The sequence below is a fragment of the Roseomonas sp. SRI_022 genome, from assembly GCF_057586215.1.
In genome coordinates this window covers 36,948-51,725 of the sequence record NZ_JBYCZL010000035.1, presented here as the reverse complement: position 1 = coordinate 51,725, position 14,778 = coordinate 36,948, and the positions used below count along the sequence as shown (strand labels likewise).

Below are 14,778 nucleotides of genomic sequence, written 5' to 3'. Positions count from 1 at the left end.
GAGGCGGCGCGCGAGCAGGCCCAGCGCGAGCGCCTCGCCGCCGAGGCCGCGGCGCGGGAAGCCGCCGCCCGCGAACAGGCGGCGCGCGAACAGGCCGCGCGTGATCAGGCTGCGCGCGCCCAGGCCGAACGCGACCGGCTGGCGCGGGAGCAGGCGCAGCAGCAGGCCACGCGCGACCAGGCGGAACGCGACCGGCTCGCCCGCGATCAGGCGGCACGCGATCAGGCCGCGCGCGAACAGGCCGCCCGGGACCAGGCCGCCCGCGATCAGGCGGAGCGCGACCGCATCGCGCGGGAGCAGGCGCAGCGGCAGCAGATCGCGCGGCTCGACCTGCGCGCCGCCGCCCAGGCGATCGCCGTCTCCACGCCCTGCTCGCTGATCGCGTGGTCGGCGACCGACCGCAATCTCACCCTCGCCGGCGTGGTCCGCCGCAGCGACGAGGCATCGATCCGCCAGGCGCTGGCCCAGCGCAGCGTGCCCGAGGATGCCGCGCGGCTCGACATCACGCCCTTCGACGGCAATTTCTGCGAGGCGCTCGACCTGCTGCGCCCGGTGCTCGGCGCGGCCGGGGTGGCACCGACCGTCTCGGTCGTCGGCCGCCTGCCGCTGCAGAAGGACGAGCTGATGCGCCTCGACGTGCAGATGCCGGACTGGCCCGCGCATCTCTACGTCGCTTACTTCATGCATTCGGGGGAGGTCGCGAACCTGGTCCCCTCCATCCTCAAGCGGCCCGGTGAGCAGGTGCGCCTCGGCGAGCCGGAGGCGAATTTCCCGGGCTGGGTGATCGACGAGCCTTTCGGCACCGACCTCGCGGTCGTCATCGCCTCGGACCGGCCGCTGTTCGGCACGTCGCGGCCGGTGGTGGAACCGCAGGCGGCTTATGTCGCCGCGCTGGCCCAGGCGCTGCGCACCGCGCGGGCGAACGGCACCCGCGTCGTGGTCCGCCCGGTCGTAGTGGAAACGGTGGTGCGGCGCTGAACACCGCTCCCGGGGACCGCAGACGGATGGGCATCACCGCAACCGCGATCGACATCCCGACCGCCGAGGGCGTGCTGAACGCGCATCTCTATGCGCCGGCCATCGCCCCGGATGCTGCGCCCGCCGTGCTGGTGCTGATGGATGCGCCCGGGGTGCGCCCGGCGCTGCACGGCATGGCCGCGCGGCTCGCGGCGGCCGGATACCGGGCGCTGCTGCCCAACCTGTACTGGCGGCGGATGCGGGAGGTCGGCTTCGACCGCGCCGCCTTCAGCCAGGATGGCAATCCGGAGCGGGAGCGGATCTTCAACCTCGCCCGCGGGTATGGGCACGACCAGTTCCGCACGGACCTGCCGGCGATGCTCGATGCGCTTCACGTCACGGCCGCGCGGCCCGGTGCGGCGGTCGGCTACTGCATGAGCGGCCGCTTCGCCCTGCAGGCGCTGGCCGAGGCGCCGGAGCGCATCGCCGTCGCGGCGTCCTTCTACGGCACGCGCATGGTCACCGAGGCAGCGGACAGCCCGCATCTGTGGGTTCCGCGCCTGGCGCGCGGGGAGGCGTATCTCTGCTTCGCTGAACAGGACCCCTACATTCCCGCCGGCGTGCCGCAGACGGTGACGGCGGCGATGGCGGAGAGCCGCATCCCGCATCGCATCGAGCATTACCCCGGCACGCATCACGGCTTCGCCCAGCCGGATTCCGCAGGCTTCGATCCGGTGGCGGCGGAACGGCACTGGGCGGCGCTGTTCGACCTGCTCGGCCGGGTGCCGCGCGGGTAGGTTTGGGGCGGCCTCGGAAGGCGTCCGAGGCCCGCGCGTATCAGGCGAAGGCCGACAGCCGCCGCCAGCGCGCCAACATCAGCACCGCCACCACCACAAGGCCTGTCGCAAGCCCCATCCACACTCCCGGCGGCCCGAAGCCGGCCCACCAGCCGAGCGCAAGGCCGGTCGGCAGCCCCAGCACCCAGTAGCCGAGCGCGGCGAACAGCATCGGCACGCGCGTGTCGGCGAGGCCCCGCAGCGACCCGGCCGCGACCACCTGCACCCCGTCGGCCATCTGGAACAGGCCCGCCACCGCCAGCAGCGTCGCGCCCAGCGCCACGACATCCGCCGCGCGCGGATCGGCGAGATCGATGAAGCCGCGCGCGATCGTCCCGGCCGAGAGCACCAGAAGCACCGCCATCACCGCCATGAAGCCGGCGCCGAGGATGATCGCCACCCAACCCGCCCGCGCCGCGCCCGCCCGGTCGCCCGCGCCGATCGCGAGGCCAACGCGCGCAGTCGCCGCCTGGCCGATGCCCATCGGCACCATGAAGGTGGTCGAGGCCGTCTGGATCGCGATGGCATGGGCGGCGACTGCCACCGCGCCGAACCAGCCCATCGCCAATGCAGCGCCGCTGAAGACGCCGATCTCGAGCAACATGGCGGCGGAGATGGGCAGCCCGACCGCCGCCACCTGCGCCAGCCGCGCCCGGTCCAGCCGCCAGAGATGGCCGAGCAGCCGGAAGCGGCGGAACACCCGGTCGCGCCGGATCAGCCACAGCAGTGTGACCAGCATCGCCGTATTGGCGATGGCGATGGCCATCCCGGCGCCCCAGACGCCGAGCCCGGCGGGGAAGATCAGCAGCCAGGCGAGCGGCAGATTCAGCACGACGACGCCGATCGAGACCCACATCGCCGCAGCCGGCCGTTCCATCGCCGCGAGGAAGCCACGCAGCGCGACGAAGGCGCAGAAGCCGGGCATGCCGAACATCGAGGCACGGGTGTAGTCCTGCGCCAGGTCCGCCAGCACCGGGTCCTGCCCCAGGGCGCGGAGCAGCGCCCCGCTGTTCCACAGCAGCAGCCACGACGGCAGGATCGCGAGGCCCGCCGCCCAGAGCGCAGCCCGCGTCGCGCGGCGCATCTCCCGCACCCAGCCGCGCCCGGCCCCGCCCGGCAGGCGCCCTGCCCCGCGCGCCTGCGCCTGCAGCGGGGCGCCGGCGAGGGCAAGGCCGAAGCCCGGCGCGATCAGCGCGAAATGCAGGCTGGTCGCGAGCATGCCGGCGGCCAGCGCCTCGGTGCCGAGGCGGCCGAGCAGCAGCGTCTCGGTCAGCGCAAGGGCCATCTGCGAGAGATTGGTGAGCACGATGGGACCGGAGAGCGCGAGCGTCGCGCGTGCCTCCGCGGCCAGTCCCGGTCGCGCCGTCGTGATGTTCCCGGCGTCCATTGCCGGTGGTTTAGAGCGTGATGACGAAACGCGCGACCATAGTGAATTCCGACACCCCGGCCCGATGCCCCGCATCGGGCCGCGAGCGCACAGCGCAACCGCGCCCAAACCAACTGTCGCGCCCGGAGCACCAGTGCAGGGCGCGTAAGCCAAGCGCACGGATGTGCGCGCCGGCGACTGAGGCAACCCAAAGACCCGGCGCCGGCGACTGAGGCAAAACCGCAAGACTCCGGACGGCCCATTTCGTGGCCCGTCCGGACCGCGCTATCACTGCCGGCAACTCCGTAACGAGGCCGCCATGAACCGACGTGCCCTGATCGCCACCCCCTTCGTCGCGCCGATCCTCGCGAGCACCGCCCGCGCCCAGACGCCAGCCATCGTCACCGAGGAATTCATGGTGCCGGCCGGGGATGCGGGCATCGAGATCTTCCTGCGCAACAAGCGGCAGGAGACGATGACGGCATACTCGCCCTCGCGCACGCTGCTGTTCGTCCATGGCGCGACCCCTCCGGCGCATACCACGTTCGATATTCCGCTCGGCGGGCTGTCCTGGATGGACTACATCGCCGGGCGCGGCTTCGATGTCTGGTGCATGGACATCCGTGGCTATGGCCGCAGCACGCGCCCGCCCGAGATGTCGCAGCCGCCCGAGGCGAATCCGCCGATCGTGCGCGGCGATGTCGCACTCGCGGATATCGGCACCGCGGCGGCCTTCATCCGCAGCCACCGGTCCGTACCGCGTATCATCCACATGGGCTGGTCCTGGGGCAGCACGCTGATGGGGCGCTTCGCAGCGGACAATCCGACGCTGGTGGAACGCCTGGTGCTGTTCGCGCCGCCCTGGCTGCGCGATGGCGCGAGCCCCGCCGCCGCGGGCACGGGCGAGACGCTCGGCGCCTATCGCGCGGTGACGCAGGCGCAGGTGCGGCAGCGCTGGATGAACGGCGTGCCCGAGGCCAAGCGCGCCGGGCTGATCCCGCCCGGCTGGTTCGAACACTGGGCCGGCGTGACCTGGGCGACCGATCCGGAAGGGCTGCGCCGCAACCCGCAGGTCCTGCGCGCGCCGAACGGCGTGCTACTCGATGACCGGGAATACGCGCAGGCCGGCCGGCCCTATTGGGATCCGGCGAAGGTCACCGCGCCGACGCTGCTGGTGGTCGCCGAATGGGATCGCGACACGCCGCCCGCCATGGCCGCGGCGATCTTCCCGCTGCTGGTGAACAGCCCCGGCAAGCGCCTGGTCATGCTGGGCGAGGGCACCCACACCATGCTGATGGAACGTAACCGCGGCGCGCTGTTCCAGACGGTGCAGGGTTTCCTCGAGGAAGCGCCGGCGGCCTGAACGGCTTCATCGTCACGCAACGCATTGCGCCATAGGGTGCAGCCGCCGCCGATCCGGCGGCTGATCCACGGATGATACGCATGACCGTTCGTCGCGCCCTGTTCGGCCTTGGCACCGCCGCCGTCGCCACCGCTTTCGCCTTCGGCCTCGCCGGTGCGGCGCGGGCGCAGACCACGGATCCGTCCTTCCGGCTGAACAACCGGTCGAACGCGACGATCATGGAGGTCTATGTCTCCTCCTCCCAGGACAGCAATTGGGGCCAGGACCTGCTGGGCGCCAACGTGCTGCCGGCCGGTCAGACCTTCATCGTGCGGCTGCCCAACGGGCAGTGCCAGAACGACATCCGTATCGTGGTCGAGGGCGGCCGCGCCACCGAGCGGCGGAACATCAACACCTGCGAGCTGACGGACATCAACTTCCCCTGACGGTTCGTTCGATCCCCACGGCGCGGGGCTCCGGCCCGCGCCGTGCGCGGGAATAATCGCCCGCGACGTCAAGCCAACCGACGGGCGTGTGCACGGCGTATCCGGCATGCGCCGTCCCCAATGAAAGCCGCCATGCGGCGGCCCCCTCGGGAACCGCCCCGCATCACCGGGCGCGGCTATGCGCCGGGGCCGTTCGAACGGTCATCCCCCGGGACAAAATCGCTTCCCACCCGTCGCAGCACGCATCGTCGTCGATGGAGGCGATCCGGCCCGGATCAGGTCGGCTCCACGCCGCCCGCTTACGCACCATCCTCACCAACAGCCTGATCGCGGCACGCCGAAGGCTGGCAGGAAAGCCGTACCGGCGCACCGGACGCCCTCTGTTTCATGCATGTCGCAGCGCACGCGCCGACGCCAGCGGACGAAACCATTTCCCTATCGCCGCGACGTCACCGCGAAACCCCGCACCAGCAGCATGACCGCACACCACGAGACACAAGGAGTGCCGTCATGCGTATCCCCGCCTTCATCCACTACCCAATGCCGGCCGACGCGATCCCCGACGTCGGCCACCCCCTCGGCCTGCTGGGCCGCATGATGGCCTCGCTCCGCGTTGACATCGCGGACCGCGCGGCGGCCCGGGAACTCGCGGCCATGGACGACCGCATGCTGTCCGACATCGGCCTCGACCCGTCGGATGTGCCGTCCCGCTCGCACCCGCCCCATGACTTCCTGCGCTGACGGGGCGGCAGCCATGGCCATGTTACGCGGCCTGCCCCGCCAGGCATCGATCCCGATGGACGGCACGGCGCCACTGGCGCGCCGGCCGGGCGCCGGTACCCGCCTCATCGGCTGGCTGCGCCGCTGGCGCGCAGCCCGTCAGGCGGCGTGGGAACTCGCGCAGATCGACGACCGCACCCTCGCCGACATGGGCGTGTCGCGATGCGAGCTCCCGCGCGTGCTGCTGCCGCCCGGCCCCGTCTGGAAATGACGATGCGGGCGGGCTGACGCTCCGGCGCGCGACGGCGCCGGAGCGGACCAGCCAGGCCACGCCACGCACGCTCACCCATCGCCGTCACCGTCGCCGCCGCGCCGGGCCGCGCTGCCGAGCGGCAGCCGCAGCAGGAAGGTTGCGCCGCCGCCCGGTGTCTGCTCGACCGAGATCCGCCCGCCATGCGCGCTGACCACCGCGCGGCAGAGCGCGAGGCCCACCCCGCTGCCATCTCCGCCGGGCTTGGTGGTGAAGAAGGAATCGAAGATCCGTGCGTGCAGCTCCGCCGGGATGCCCGGCCCGTTGTCGGCGACGCGCATCAGAAGCGCACCGCGCTCCCGCTCGACCGAGATCGCAAGGCGGCGTGGCGGTGGCGTCGCCGCGCCGTCGAAGGCGTGCTGTGCATTGGCCACCAGGTTCGACACCACATGGGCGAATTGCGCCGGGTCGCCCTGGAAGCTCGGCAGGTCGGGCGGGATGTCGAGGCTGAGCTCGATCCCCGCCGCCCGCAGCCCATAGCCGGCGATGTCGATCCCCTGCTCGACCGCCTTGGCCAGATGCACGGGCTCGCGCCGGCGCGGCCGGCGCCGCGCGCTCTCCATCAGACTGTGGACGATGCGCCCGCAGCGTTCGGCAGCGACGCGGATCGCCTCGGCGCGGGCGGCGAGCGGCGTGCCCTCGGCATCCTCGGCCAGCAGCAGCGCCTGGGCCGCGATGATGGCGAGCGGGTTGTTGATCTCGTGCCCCACGCCCGCGAGCAGCGTCGTCGTCGCCTCCATCTGCGCCGCCCGGCGCACCGCGTCGCGCTGCGCCCGCCGCGCCCGCTCGGCCTCGACCCGCGCGGTGACGTCCGCATAGGTCGAGACGATGGTGTCGTCCGTCAGCCGCCGGCGGCGCACCTCGATCAGCTTGCCGTCGGAGCGCAGCGTCTCCTCGATCCGGTCCTGCCCTTCGCGCATGCCGCGCAGGCGGGACGCGGCAATCACCTGCGGCGGCGCGTCGCGCGGCTCGTCCTCGTAGAAGATGCCGCGCTCGACACGATGATGGACCAGCGTCTCGATCGGCGTGCCGGGGCGCGCCAGTTCCTCGGGGAAGCCGAACATGTCGAGGAAGCCGCGATTGCCCAACACCAGCCTGCCCTGCCCGTCCACGATGCTGACGCCGTCGCCGATGCCCGCCAGGATCGCCTCCAACTGCGTCGAGCGCCGTGCCAGGTCTTCCTCGCGCCGCTTCAGCTCGGTGGCGTCGGTCATGAACAGGATGACGCCCTCGACAGCGCCATCCGGCGCCCGCTTCGGGGCGAAGACGTAGTTGATGTAGCGCCGGCCATGGGTGCGGTAGTCGACCCAGCCCTCGCGCGAGACGGTGTGGCCCTGCTGCGCCGCGCGCACCAGCGGTTCCAGCGCCGAGGCCACCGCGGGGCCGACCAGATCCTCACTGGTGCGGCCGATGATCTCCTCCGGCGTCTTGCCGGCGAAGGCGCAGAATTCGCGGTTCACATAGACATAGCGGCGGTCGAGGTCGGTGACGCAGACGCGCGCCGGCGTCGCGTCCAGGATCTCCTCGAGCTGGCGGCTGCGGATCGCCAGCTCCTCCTCGCGGATGCGCGCCTCGGTCAGGTCGCGGACGAGGACGAAATAGCCCAGCATCCGGCCATCATCGTCGAGCACCGGGGCGAAGACGCTGTCCACATAGCGCCGCCCCGCAGTCGGGTATTCGCGCCAGCCGACATGGCGTGTCGCACGGCCCTGCTGCGCTGCCTCGACGAAGGGTCGCGTCGTCGCGGTGGTGCGCCGCCCCAGCACCTGCGTCACCGTCCGGCCGATCACCTGTTCGGGCGTCAGCCCGGTGAAGGCGTAGAATTCGCGATTGGCGAAGCGGTAGCGCCGCGTGCGGTCGAGATAGGTGACGCGCGTCGGCACCGCATCGAGGATGCTGCGCAGCACGCCCGAATCGGCGAAGGGCGGCAGGCTGCCCGCCCCGCTGTCAGCCCTGGGCTTTCGGGTCGAAGACATAGCCCGCCCCCCGCACTGTCCTGATCACCTCCGGCCGGTCCGGCACGGCCTCGATCTTGCGGCGGATGCGGGCGATCCGGACATCGATGGAGCGATCGAAATGCTCATCCCCGCGCGGATGGGCGAGGTCGAGCAGCGTCTCGCGCGTCAGCACCCGGCCTGGCCGCTCGGCGAAGGCCCGCAGCAGGGCGTATTCGCTGGCGTGGAGCTGGATCTCCGCGCCGTCGGGGCCGGTCAGGCGGCGCGCTTCGAGGTCAAGCAGGTTGCGCCCCATGCGCACGACCCGACCGGCAGGTGGCGCCTCGGCCGCCGGTGCCGGCGCCGCCTGCGCTGCCTCGCGCCGCCGCAGCACGGCGCGCAGCCGTGCCAGCAGCTCGCGCAGGTCGCAGGGCTTGCCGACGTAGTCGTCGGCGCCGATCTCGAGCCCCACGATGCGGTCCACCACGTCGCCGGCCGCCGTCAGCATGACGATGCCGATATCGGCGAGCGGGCCGGAGCGGATCGAGCGCGCGATCGACAGCCCGTCCTCCCCCGGCATGGAAATGTCGAGCAGCAACAGGTCGGCCGGCCGCTCGGCAAGAGCGGCGCGCAGGGCGGCGCCATCGCCCACCGCGCGGACGGCGAAGCCCTGGCGGGTGAGGTATTCCGCCACGGCCTCCCGCAGCGGTGCCTCATCGTCGGCAACCACGATCTCGGTCTGTCCTGTCATCCATGGCGCTCCCGGGCGCGGCGCCGCCACCAGGGCGCACACGCAACGAACGAAACATAGCGCGAAACAAGGCCTGTCGTCGTTTCGGTTGCGGCCGAGACATTGCCGTGCCCGAAACCCTTTCCGCCCCGGCGCGACATCGCCCGGAAGCATGGGCTGGCCAGAGTGGCTGTCACGCCAACCATGACGAAAGGACCCAAGGCCATGATCACCACCCCTGCCAAGCTCTGGAAGCGCCTGCGCCAATCCTGGCATCACCAGGACTTCACGGACGGGCTGCCAGATCACATCCGCGCCGATCTCGGCCTGCCGCCGACGGTGCCGCAGCCGCGGCTGTCGACCCTGCTGCTCGCCGGCCGCGCCTGAATTGACAGGCGCGCCGCCGCCGACCCACGCTTCCCCCAACCAGACCATGGGGGAAGCGTGATGGCGGACCAGGACCAGACCAAGCGGCCGTTCAAGCTGCGCAGCCAGCGCTGGTTCAACGATCCCACCGATCCGGGAATGACCTCGCTCTACATCGAGCGGCAGTTGAATTTCGGCATGACGCGCGGCGAATTGCAGTCGGGCCGCCCGATCATCGGCATCGCGCAGACCGGATCGGATATCGCGCCCTGCAACCGCCACCACATCGCGCTCGCCGATCGCGTGAAGGCCGGCATCCGCGACGCGGGCGGCGTGCCGCTGGAATTCCCCGTCCATCCCATTCAGGAAACGCTGAAGCGGCCGACCGCAGCACTCGACCGCAACCTGCAATACCTCTCGCTGGTCGAGGTGCTGCACGGCTACCCGATCGACGGCGTCGTGCTGACCATGGGCTGCGACAAGACCACGCCGGCACAGCTGATGGGTGCCGCGACGGTCAACATCCCCGCCATCGGCCTGTCCGGCGGGCCGATGCTGGATGGCTGGTGGAAGGGCCGCCTGGCCGGGTCCGGGACCATCGTGTGGGAGGCGCGCAAGATGCTCGCCGCCGGGGAGATCGACAACGACACCTTCATCGAGATGGTGGCCGCCAGCGCCACGAGCGTCGGCCATTGCTCGACCATGGGCACGGCGCTGTCGATGAACTCGCTCGCCGAAGCCGTCGGCATGTCGTTGACCGGCTGCGCCGCGATCCCCGGCCCGTATCGCCAGCGCGCCCAGATCGCCTACGAGACCGGGCGGCGGATCGTCGAGATGGTGGAGGCCAATCTCCGCCCGTCCGACGTCATGACGAAGACGGCCTTCGAGAACGCCGTCGCGGTGGCGAGCGCGATCGGCGCGTCGTCCAACTGCCCCGTGCACATGGTTGCCGTCGCGCGCCACATGGGCGTGGACCACACGGTCGAGGATTGGCAGCGCGTCGGCGCCGATATCCCGCTGCTGGTCGATTGCCAGCCGGCGGGCCGCTTCCTGGGCGAAGCCTTCTACCGCGCCGGCGGCATCCCCGCGGTGATGAAGCAGTTGCTCGATGCCGGGTTGCTGCATGGCGATGTGATGACGGTGACCGGCAAGACCGTGGCCGAGAACCTCGCCAATGTCCCTGCGCCGGATCCCGAGGTGATCCGCCCGCTGTCGAAGCCGATGAAGGAACGCGCCGGTTTCGTCGTTCTGTCGGGCAACCTGTTCGACAATGCGGTGATGAAGATTTCCGTCATCGACAAGGCTTTCCGCGAGCGCTTCCTGTCGAACCCGCCCGATGTCTTCGAGGGCAAGGTCGCCGTCTTCGAAGGCCCAGAGGATTATCACGCGCGCATCGAGGATCCGAATTCCGGCATCGATGAGAAGACGGTGCTGGTGATCCGCAATTGCGGCCCGGTCGGCTATCCGGGTGCGGCGGAGGTGGTGAACATGCAGCCCCCCGCAGCCCTCATCAAACGCGGCATCACCGCGCTGCCGACCATGGGCGACGGGCGGCAGTCGGGGACATCGGGCTCGCCGTCGATCCTCAACGTGTCGCCGGAGGCCGCAGTAGGCGGCGGGCTCGCGCTGCTGCGGGACGGCGACCCGATCCGCATCGACCTCAACACGCGCAAGGTCGATGTGCTGATCCCGGCGGAGGAACTCGCCGCCCGCCGCGCCGCCTGGAAGGCGCCGGAGCTGCTGAACAAGACGCCGTGGGAGGAGATCTACCGGAACTCGGTGGGCAGCCTCGGCGCCGGCGGGTGCCTGGAACCGGCGACGCTGTTCCTCAACATCCTCGAGACGCGCGGGGAGAGCCGGCACAATCACTGAGACGCGGCGGAGAGGGGCGCCGCCCCTCTCCGGACCTCACCCCCCCAAATGCCAGTGGCATTTGGAATGCCGATTCCTGGCGCTGCGCAAAGGGCGCACATTGGATTTCGGCACGATCGCCCAGCCTAACGCCAAGTGCCGGCGTTCCAAGGGGCACTGCCCCTTGGCGGGGTGGCTTGGAGGGGCAGAGCCCCTCCAATCCTTCACTCTGCTGCGCTCTCCATGCGCGCCGCATGCCGACTCATCGGCCGCGCCAGGCCGAGATTGTCCCGCAGCGTCGCCCCCTCATACCCCCGCCGCGCCAGCCCCCGCTCCCGCAGGATCGGCACGACCTGATCGACGAAAGCGTCGAACTGTCCGGGGAAGAAGGGTGGCATCAGGTTGAAGCCGTCCGCGGCGCCCTCGCGGAACCATTGCTCCATCGTATCCGCGACCTGCGTCGCGCTGCCCACCACCATCAGATGCCCGCGCGCGGCGGCGACGCGGTAGCAGAGGTCGCGCAGCGTCAGCCCTTCGCGCCGCGCCGTCTCCAGCAGCAGCAGTGCGCGGCTCTTCAAATGATCGCTCTCGGGCAGTTCCGGCACCGGCCCGTCGAGGTCGTAGCGCGACATGTCGGTGCCCAGCCGATCGGACAGCACGGTGTTGGCCTGCTTCATGTCGAGGTTGCGGTTCAGCGTGGCGAACAGCGCCTTCGCCTCCGCCTCGTCCCGCCCGATGATGGGCATGAAGCCGGGCATGATCTTCAGCGAATCCTCGGCCCGGCCATGCTGGGAGAGTTGCGCCTTGAGCCGGCGGTAGAAGTCGCGCGCATCCTCCAGACTGTTCTGTGCGGTGAAGACGACCTCCGCCGTGCGTGCGGCGAGCGCCTGGCCGGGCGCGGAACTGCCGGCCTGGATGATCACCGGATGGCCCTGCGGGCAGCGCGGCAGGTTCAGCCCGCCGGTGACGGTGAAATGCTGGCCGTGGAAATCCGGCACATGCAGCGATCCGGGACGGACGAAGGTGCCGGCCGCCTTGTCCATGACGAAGGCGCCGTCATCCCAGGAATCCCACAATTGCAGGCAGGCTTCCACGAACTCGTCGGCGATCGCATAGCGGTCGGCATGCGACGGATGCTGGCGCCCGAACACCGCGCCGTTCTTGGGGTAGGACGACGTCACGACATTCCACGCCGCCCGCCCGCCGGACAGATGGTCCAGCGACGCAAAGGCGCGCGCGACGTGATAGGGCTCGGAATAGGTGGTGGACGCCGTGGCGGCGAGGCCGAGATGCGTCGTGTGCGCCGAGAGCACCGACAGCAGCGTCAGCGGCTCGAACTTGCCGATCGAGGACGGGTGCTCCGCGTAGCCGGTGGCGAAGTTGTCGGCGAGGAAGAACATGTCGAAGGTGCCGCGCTCGGCGGTCTGCGCGATGTGGCGCATCAGCGCGAGGTCCGGGCCGCCCGGAATGGCCTCCGGATGCCGCCAGCCGGCGACGTGGTGACCCGCCGCCTGCACGAAGACGCCAAGGCGCATACGCCCGTCCGAATTGCCTGCGCCCATGGCCGTGGCTCCTCTCATTCCCCGAAGGAAGGCGCCCGGCGATCGGCCGCGTCAAGCCGGTCCGCAGGGCGCGGCGCCGAGTTCGGTTGACGCCCCTGGCGCCGCTTGCCCAATCTCGCCGCCGGAACAGGGGAGGACGGCAATGCCCGGCAGGCTGGCAGGCAAGCGCGCATTCGTGACGGCGGCGGGACAGGGTATCGGGCGCGCCGCAGCGCTCGCCATGGTGGCCGAGGGCGCGACGGTCATCGCCACCGACCGCGACGCCCAGAAGGTGGGCGAACTCGGCGCGCGGGGCATCATCCACCAGCCGCTCGACGTGCTGGACGATGCGGCGGTGGAACACGCGGCGAAGCAAGCCGGGCCGATCGACGTGCTGTTCAACTGCGCCGGCTTCGTCCACCAGAACACCATCCTGACCTGCACGGATGACGAATGGGATTTCGGCTTCGCGCTGAATGTGCGGGCGATGTGGAAGGTGGCGCGCGCCTTCCTGCCCGGCATGATCGACCGGAAGGACGGTGCGATCGTCAACATGTCCTCCGCCTGTTCATCGGTGAAGGGCGCGCCGAACCGTTTTCTCTACGGCACGACCAAGGCGGCGGTGATCGGCATGACCAAGTCGATCGCGACCGAGTATGTGACGCAGGGCATCCGCTGCAACTGCCTCTGCCCCGGCACGGTGGACACGCCATCGTTGCATGAACGCATCGCGGTCAACGCCGCGGCCGCCGGGTCGATCGAGGCCGCGCACGCCGCCTTCGTCGCCCGCCAGGCTATGGGTCGGCTCGCAACGGCGGAGGAGATGGCGGCCCTCGTCGTCTATCTCGCCGCACCGGAGAGCACCTTCGTCACCGGCCAGGCCATCGTCATCGACGGCGGCTGGACCCTGTAGGCCCACCGGCCGGGCGCTTCCTGCCCCGGCCAATCCCTGGCATCTTCCCGCCACCACACGTCAGGATCAGGAACACGCCGATGAAGCTGCTGCGCTACGGACCCGCCGGGCAGGAGAAGCCCGGCTTGCTGGATGCGGACGGCGCCATCCGCGATCTGTCCGGCGTGATCCCGGACCTCTCGGGCGATGCGCTCGCCCCGGCCGCGCTGGCGAAGATCGCCGCGCTCGACCCCGCCTCGCTGCCGAAGGTGCCGGGCAATCCGCGCCTGGGCCCGCCCGTGACGGGGATGAAGAACCTGGTCTGCATCGGCCTGAACTACGCCGACCACGCGGCCGAGACCGGCGCGCCGATCCCCAAGGAGCCGATCGTCTTCCTGAAGTCGCTGAACGCCCTGTCGGGGCCGAATGACGACGTCGTCATCCCGCGCAACAGCGTGAAGACGGATTGGGAAGTCGAGCTCTGCATCATCATCGGCACGCGCGCGAAGTACGTTTCCGAGGAGAACGCGCTCGACCACGTCGCGGGCTACGCCGTCGGCAACGACGTGTCGGAACGCGAATGGCAGGCCGAACGCGGCGGCGCGTGGGACAAGGGCAAGGGCTTCGACAGCTTCGGCCCGCTCGGCCCCTGGCTGGTCACCAAGGACGAGGTGCCCGACCCGCAGAACCTCGCCATGTTCACCGACGTGGACGGCGTGCGCCAGCAGGATGGCTCGACGCGGACGATGATCTTCGGCGTGAAGCAGGTCATCGCCTATGTCAGCCAGTGCATCACGCTGAACCCGGGCGACGTCATCTTCACCGGCACGCCGCCGGGGGTGGGGCTGGGCAAGAAGCCGACGCCGGTCTTCCTCAAGGCGGGCCAGGTGATGAAGCTCGGCATCGCCGGGCTTGGGGAGCAGCAGCAGAAGCTGGTGGCGTCGTCGTGACCCGCGCCGCCCTTCTCGCCCTCGCGCTGCTGCTGCCCGGGCCGGTGCTGGCGCAGCAGCGGACGCAGCAGCAGCAGCCCCGCCAGGACGAATTGCCCCAGCAGGTCGAGCGCAACATCCGCACCTGCATCGGCAATTCGCAGGAGATGTCGCTCGTCGCACGCTGCATGGACAGCCAGCGGGCCGTGGTCGCCCCGCGGCTGGACAGCGCGGTGGAGCGCATGCTCGCCACCCAGTCCGACCCGGCGCGGCGCGCGGGCCTCGCGGCCGTGCAGGCGGCCTGGGTGAACTACCGCGACCTGCGCTGCGACTTCGCGGGCAGCAACCCGGAGCGCGGCGCCGAGGCCGCGGCGGATCGCGCCGCCTGCCTGCTGCAGTTCGATCTCGGCCGCACGATGGAGATCGAGCAGCTGCTCGCCCCGCCGCCGGCACCGCAGCAGCAGCAGCAGCGCCAGCAGCAACAGCGCCGGTAGCGACCGGACCGGCCGGCCCGCCCCCTGAGGGGCGGGCCGTTGTCGATTCCGTTACCTCGGACGC

Annotated in this window: 14 protein-coding genes and 1 pseudogene; 11 read left to right on the top strand and 4 right to left on the bottom strand. The window is 70.9% G+C overall.

Features of this window, described 5'->3' with window-relative positions; all coding sequences use genetic code 11:
* Nucleotides 1–978, top strand: a pseudogene (locus AC2YHJ_RS24790) (hypothetical protein); the annotation flags it as partial.
* 26 nt (nt 979–1,004) lie between these two features.
* On the top strand, nt 1,005–1,754 hold the full coding sequence (locus AC2YHJ_RS24785) for a dienelactone hydrolase family protein (protein WP_487398860.1): 750 nt from the start codon (nt 1,005–1,007) through the stop codon (nt 1,752–1,754).
* 40 nt (nt 1,755–1,794) lie between these two features.
* Here AC2YHJ_RS24785 and AC2YHJ_RS24780 read toward each other — a convergent pair whose 3' ends face one another.
* Entirely contained in the window at nt 1,795–3,180 is a 1,386-nt protein-coding gene (locus tag AC2YHJ_RS24780) for an MATE family efflux transporter (protein WP_487398859.1), read from the bottom strand.
* A 298-nt stretch (nt 3,181–3,478) separates the two neighbouring features.
* On the opposite strand from AC2YHJ_RS24780, the gene AC2YHJ_RS24775 reads away from it, so the two are divergent.
* The 4 genes from AC2YHJ_RS24775 (at nt 3,479) to AC2YHJ_RS24760 (ending at nt 5,938) form a co-directional block, all read left to right on the top strand.
* Nucleotides 3,479–4,522, top strand: coding sequence for an alpha/beta hydrolase (locus AC2YHJ_RS24775; protein WP_487398858.1), 1,044 nt, complete (start codon nt 3,479–3,481; stop codon nt 4,520–4,522).
* Between the two features lie 80 nt (nt 4,523–4,602).
* On the top strand, nt 4,603–4,947 hold the full coding sequence (locus tag AC2YHJ_RS24770; RefSeq protein ID WP_487398857.1) for a hypothetical protein: 345 nt from the start codon (nt 4,603–4,605) through the stop codon (nt 4,945–4,947).
* 510 nt (nt 4,948–5,457) lie between these two features.
* Entirely contained in the window at nt 5,458–5,688 is a 231-nt protein-coding gene (locus AC2YHJ_RS24765) for a DUF1127 domain-containing protein (RefSeq protein ID WP_487398856.1), read from the top strand.
* Nucleotides 5,689–5,701: 13 nt separating this feature from the next.
* Nucleotides 5,702–5,938, top strand: a complete 237-nt coding sequence (locus AC2YHJ_RS24760) for a YjiS-like domain-containing protein (RefSeq protein ID WP_487398855.1) — start codon at nt 5,702–5,704, stop codon at nt 5,936–5,938.
* Between the two features lie 71 nt (nt 5,939–6,009).
* On the opposite strand, the gene AC2YHJ_RS24755 is transcribed toward AC2YHJ_RS24760, so the two are convergent.
* The gene (locus AC2YHJ_RS24755; protein ID WP_487398854.1) at nt 6,010–7,953 is read right to left on the bottom strand and encodes a PAS domain-containing sensor histidine kinase; all 1,944 of its coding nucleotides are present in this window, start codon (nt 7,951–7,953) and stop codon (nt 6,010–6,012) included.
* Nucleotides 7,925–8,662 (bottom strand): response regulator, encoded by a 738-nt coding sequence (locus AC2YHJ_RS24750; RefSeq protein ID WP_487398853.1) that lies wholly within the window; start codon nt 8,660–8,662, stop codon nt 7,925–7,927. Before AC2YHJ_RS24750 ends, AC2YHJ_RS24755 begins: the two co-directional genes overlap by 29 nt.
* 204 nt (nt 8,663–8,866) lie before the next feature.
* Between AC2YHJ_RS24750 and AC2YHJ_RS24745 the strand changes: the two genes are divergently transcribed.
* Together AC2YHJ_RS24745 and AC2YHJ_RS24740 are read left to right on the top strand one after the other, a co-directional pair.
* Nucleotides 8,867–9,028, top strand: a complete 162-nt coding sequence (locus AC2YHJ_RS24745) for a hypothetical protein (protein WP_487398852.1) — start codon at nt 8,867–8,869, stop codon at nt 9,026–9,028.
* Nucleotides 9,029–9,088: 60 nt separating this feature from the next.
* Nucleotides 9,089–10,879 carry an IlvD/Edd family dehydratase gene (locus AC2YHJ_RS24740; RefSeq protein WP_487398851.1) on the top strand — a complete coding sequence of 597 codons (1,791 nt, stop codon included), beginning with the start codon at nt 9,089–9,091 and terminating at the stop codon, nt 10,877–10,879.
* A gap of 203 nt (nt 10,880–11,082) precedes the next feature.
* Here AC2YHJ_RS24740 and AC2YHJ_RS24735 read toward each other — a convergent pair whose 3' ends face one another.
* Entirely contained in the window at nt 11,083–12,420 is a 1,338-nt protein-coding gene (locus AC2YHJ_RS24735) for an LLM class flavin-dependent oxidoreductase (protein ID WP_487398850.1), read from the bottom strand.
* Between the two features lie 142 nt (nt 12,421–12,562).
* Between AC2YHJ_RS24735 and AC2YHJ_RS24730 the strand changes: the two genes are divergently transcribed.
* From AC2YHJ_RS24730 to AC2YHJ_RS24720, 3 genes are all read left to right on the top strand, one after another.
* Entirely contained in the window at nt 12,563–13,312 is a 750-nt protein-coding gene (locus AC2YHJ_RS24730) for an SDR family oxidoreductase (protein WP_487398849.1), read from the top strand.
* Between the two features lie 80 nt (nt 13,313–13,392).
* Entirely contained in the window at nt 13,393–14,241 is an 849-nt protein-coding gene (locus AC2YHJ_RS24725; protein ID WP_487398848.1) for a fumarylacetoacetate hydrolase family protein, read from the top strand.
* Nucleotides 14,238–14,714 (top strand): lysozyme inhibitor LprI family protein, encoded by a 477-nt coding sequence (locus tag AC2YHJ_RS24720; protein WP_487398847.1) that lies wholly within the window; start codon nt 14,238–14,240, stop codon nt 14,712–14,714. The genes AC2YHJ_RS24725 and AC2YHJ_RS24720 overlap by 4 nt, the downstream gene beginning before the upstream one ends.
* Nucleotides 14,715–14,778: the final 64 nt, after the last annotated feature.

Coding starts and splice junctions, on each gene's coding strand:
- AC2YHJ_RS24785 (WP_487398860.1), top strand. CDS start 1,005: ATGGGCATCACCGCAACCGCGATCGACATCCCGACCGCCGAGGGCGTG.
- AC2YHJ_RS24780 (WP_487398859.1), bottom strand. CDS start 3,180: ATGGACGCCGGGAACATCACGACGGCGCGACCGGGACTGGCCGCGGAG.
- AC2YHJ_RS24775 (WP_487398858.1), top strand. CDS start 3,479: ATGAACCGACGTGCCCTGATCGCCACCCCCTTCGTCGCGCCGATCCTC.
- AC2YHJ_RS24770 (WP_487398857.1), top strand. CDS start 4,603: ATGACCGTTCGTCGCGCCCTGTTCGGCCTTGGCACCGCCGCCGTCGCC.
- AC2YHJ_RS24765 (WP_487398856.1), top strand. CDS start 5,458: ATGCGTATCCCCGCCTTCATCCACTACCCAATGCCGGCCGACGCGATC.
- AC2YHJ_RS24760 (WP_487398855.1), top strand. CDS start 5,702: ATGGCCATGTTACGCGGCCTGCCCCGCCAGGCATCGATCCCGATGGAC.
- AC2YHJ_RS24755 (WP_487398854.1), bottom strand. CDS start 7,953: ATGTCTTCGACCCGAAAGCCCAGGGCTGACAGCGGGGCGGGCAGCCTG.
- AC2YHJ_RS24750 (WP_487398853.1), bottom strand. CDS start 8,662: ATGACAGGACAGACCGAGATCGTGGTTGCCGACGATGAGGCACCGCTG.
- AC2YHJ_RS24745 (WP_487398852.1), top strand. CDS start 8,867: ATGATCACCACCCCTGCCAAGCTCTGGAAGCGCCTGCGCCAATCCTGG.
- AC2YHJ_RS24740 (WP_487398851.1), top strand. CDS start 9,089: ATGGCGGACCAGGACCAGACCAAGCGGCCGTTCAAGCTGCGCAGCCAG.
- AC2YHJ_RS24735 (WP_487398850.1), bottom strand. CDS start 12,420: ATGGGCGCAGGCAATTCGGACGGGCGTATGCGCCTTGGCGTCTTCGTG.
- AC2YHJ_RS24730 (WP_487398849.1), top strand. CDS start 12,563: ATGCCCGGCAGGCTGGCAGGCAAGCGCGCATTCGTGACGGCGGCGGGA.
- AC2YHJ_RS24725 (WP_487398848.1), top strand. CDS start 13,393: ATGAAGCTGCTGCGCTACGGACCCGCCGGGCAGGAGAAGCCCGGCTTG.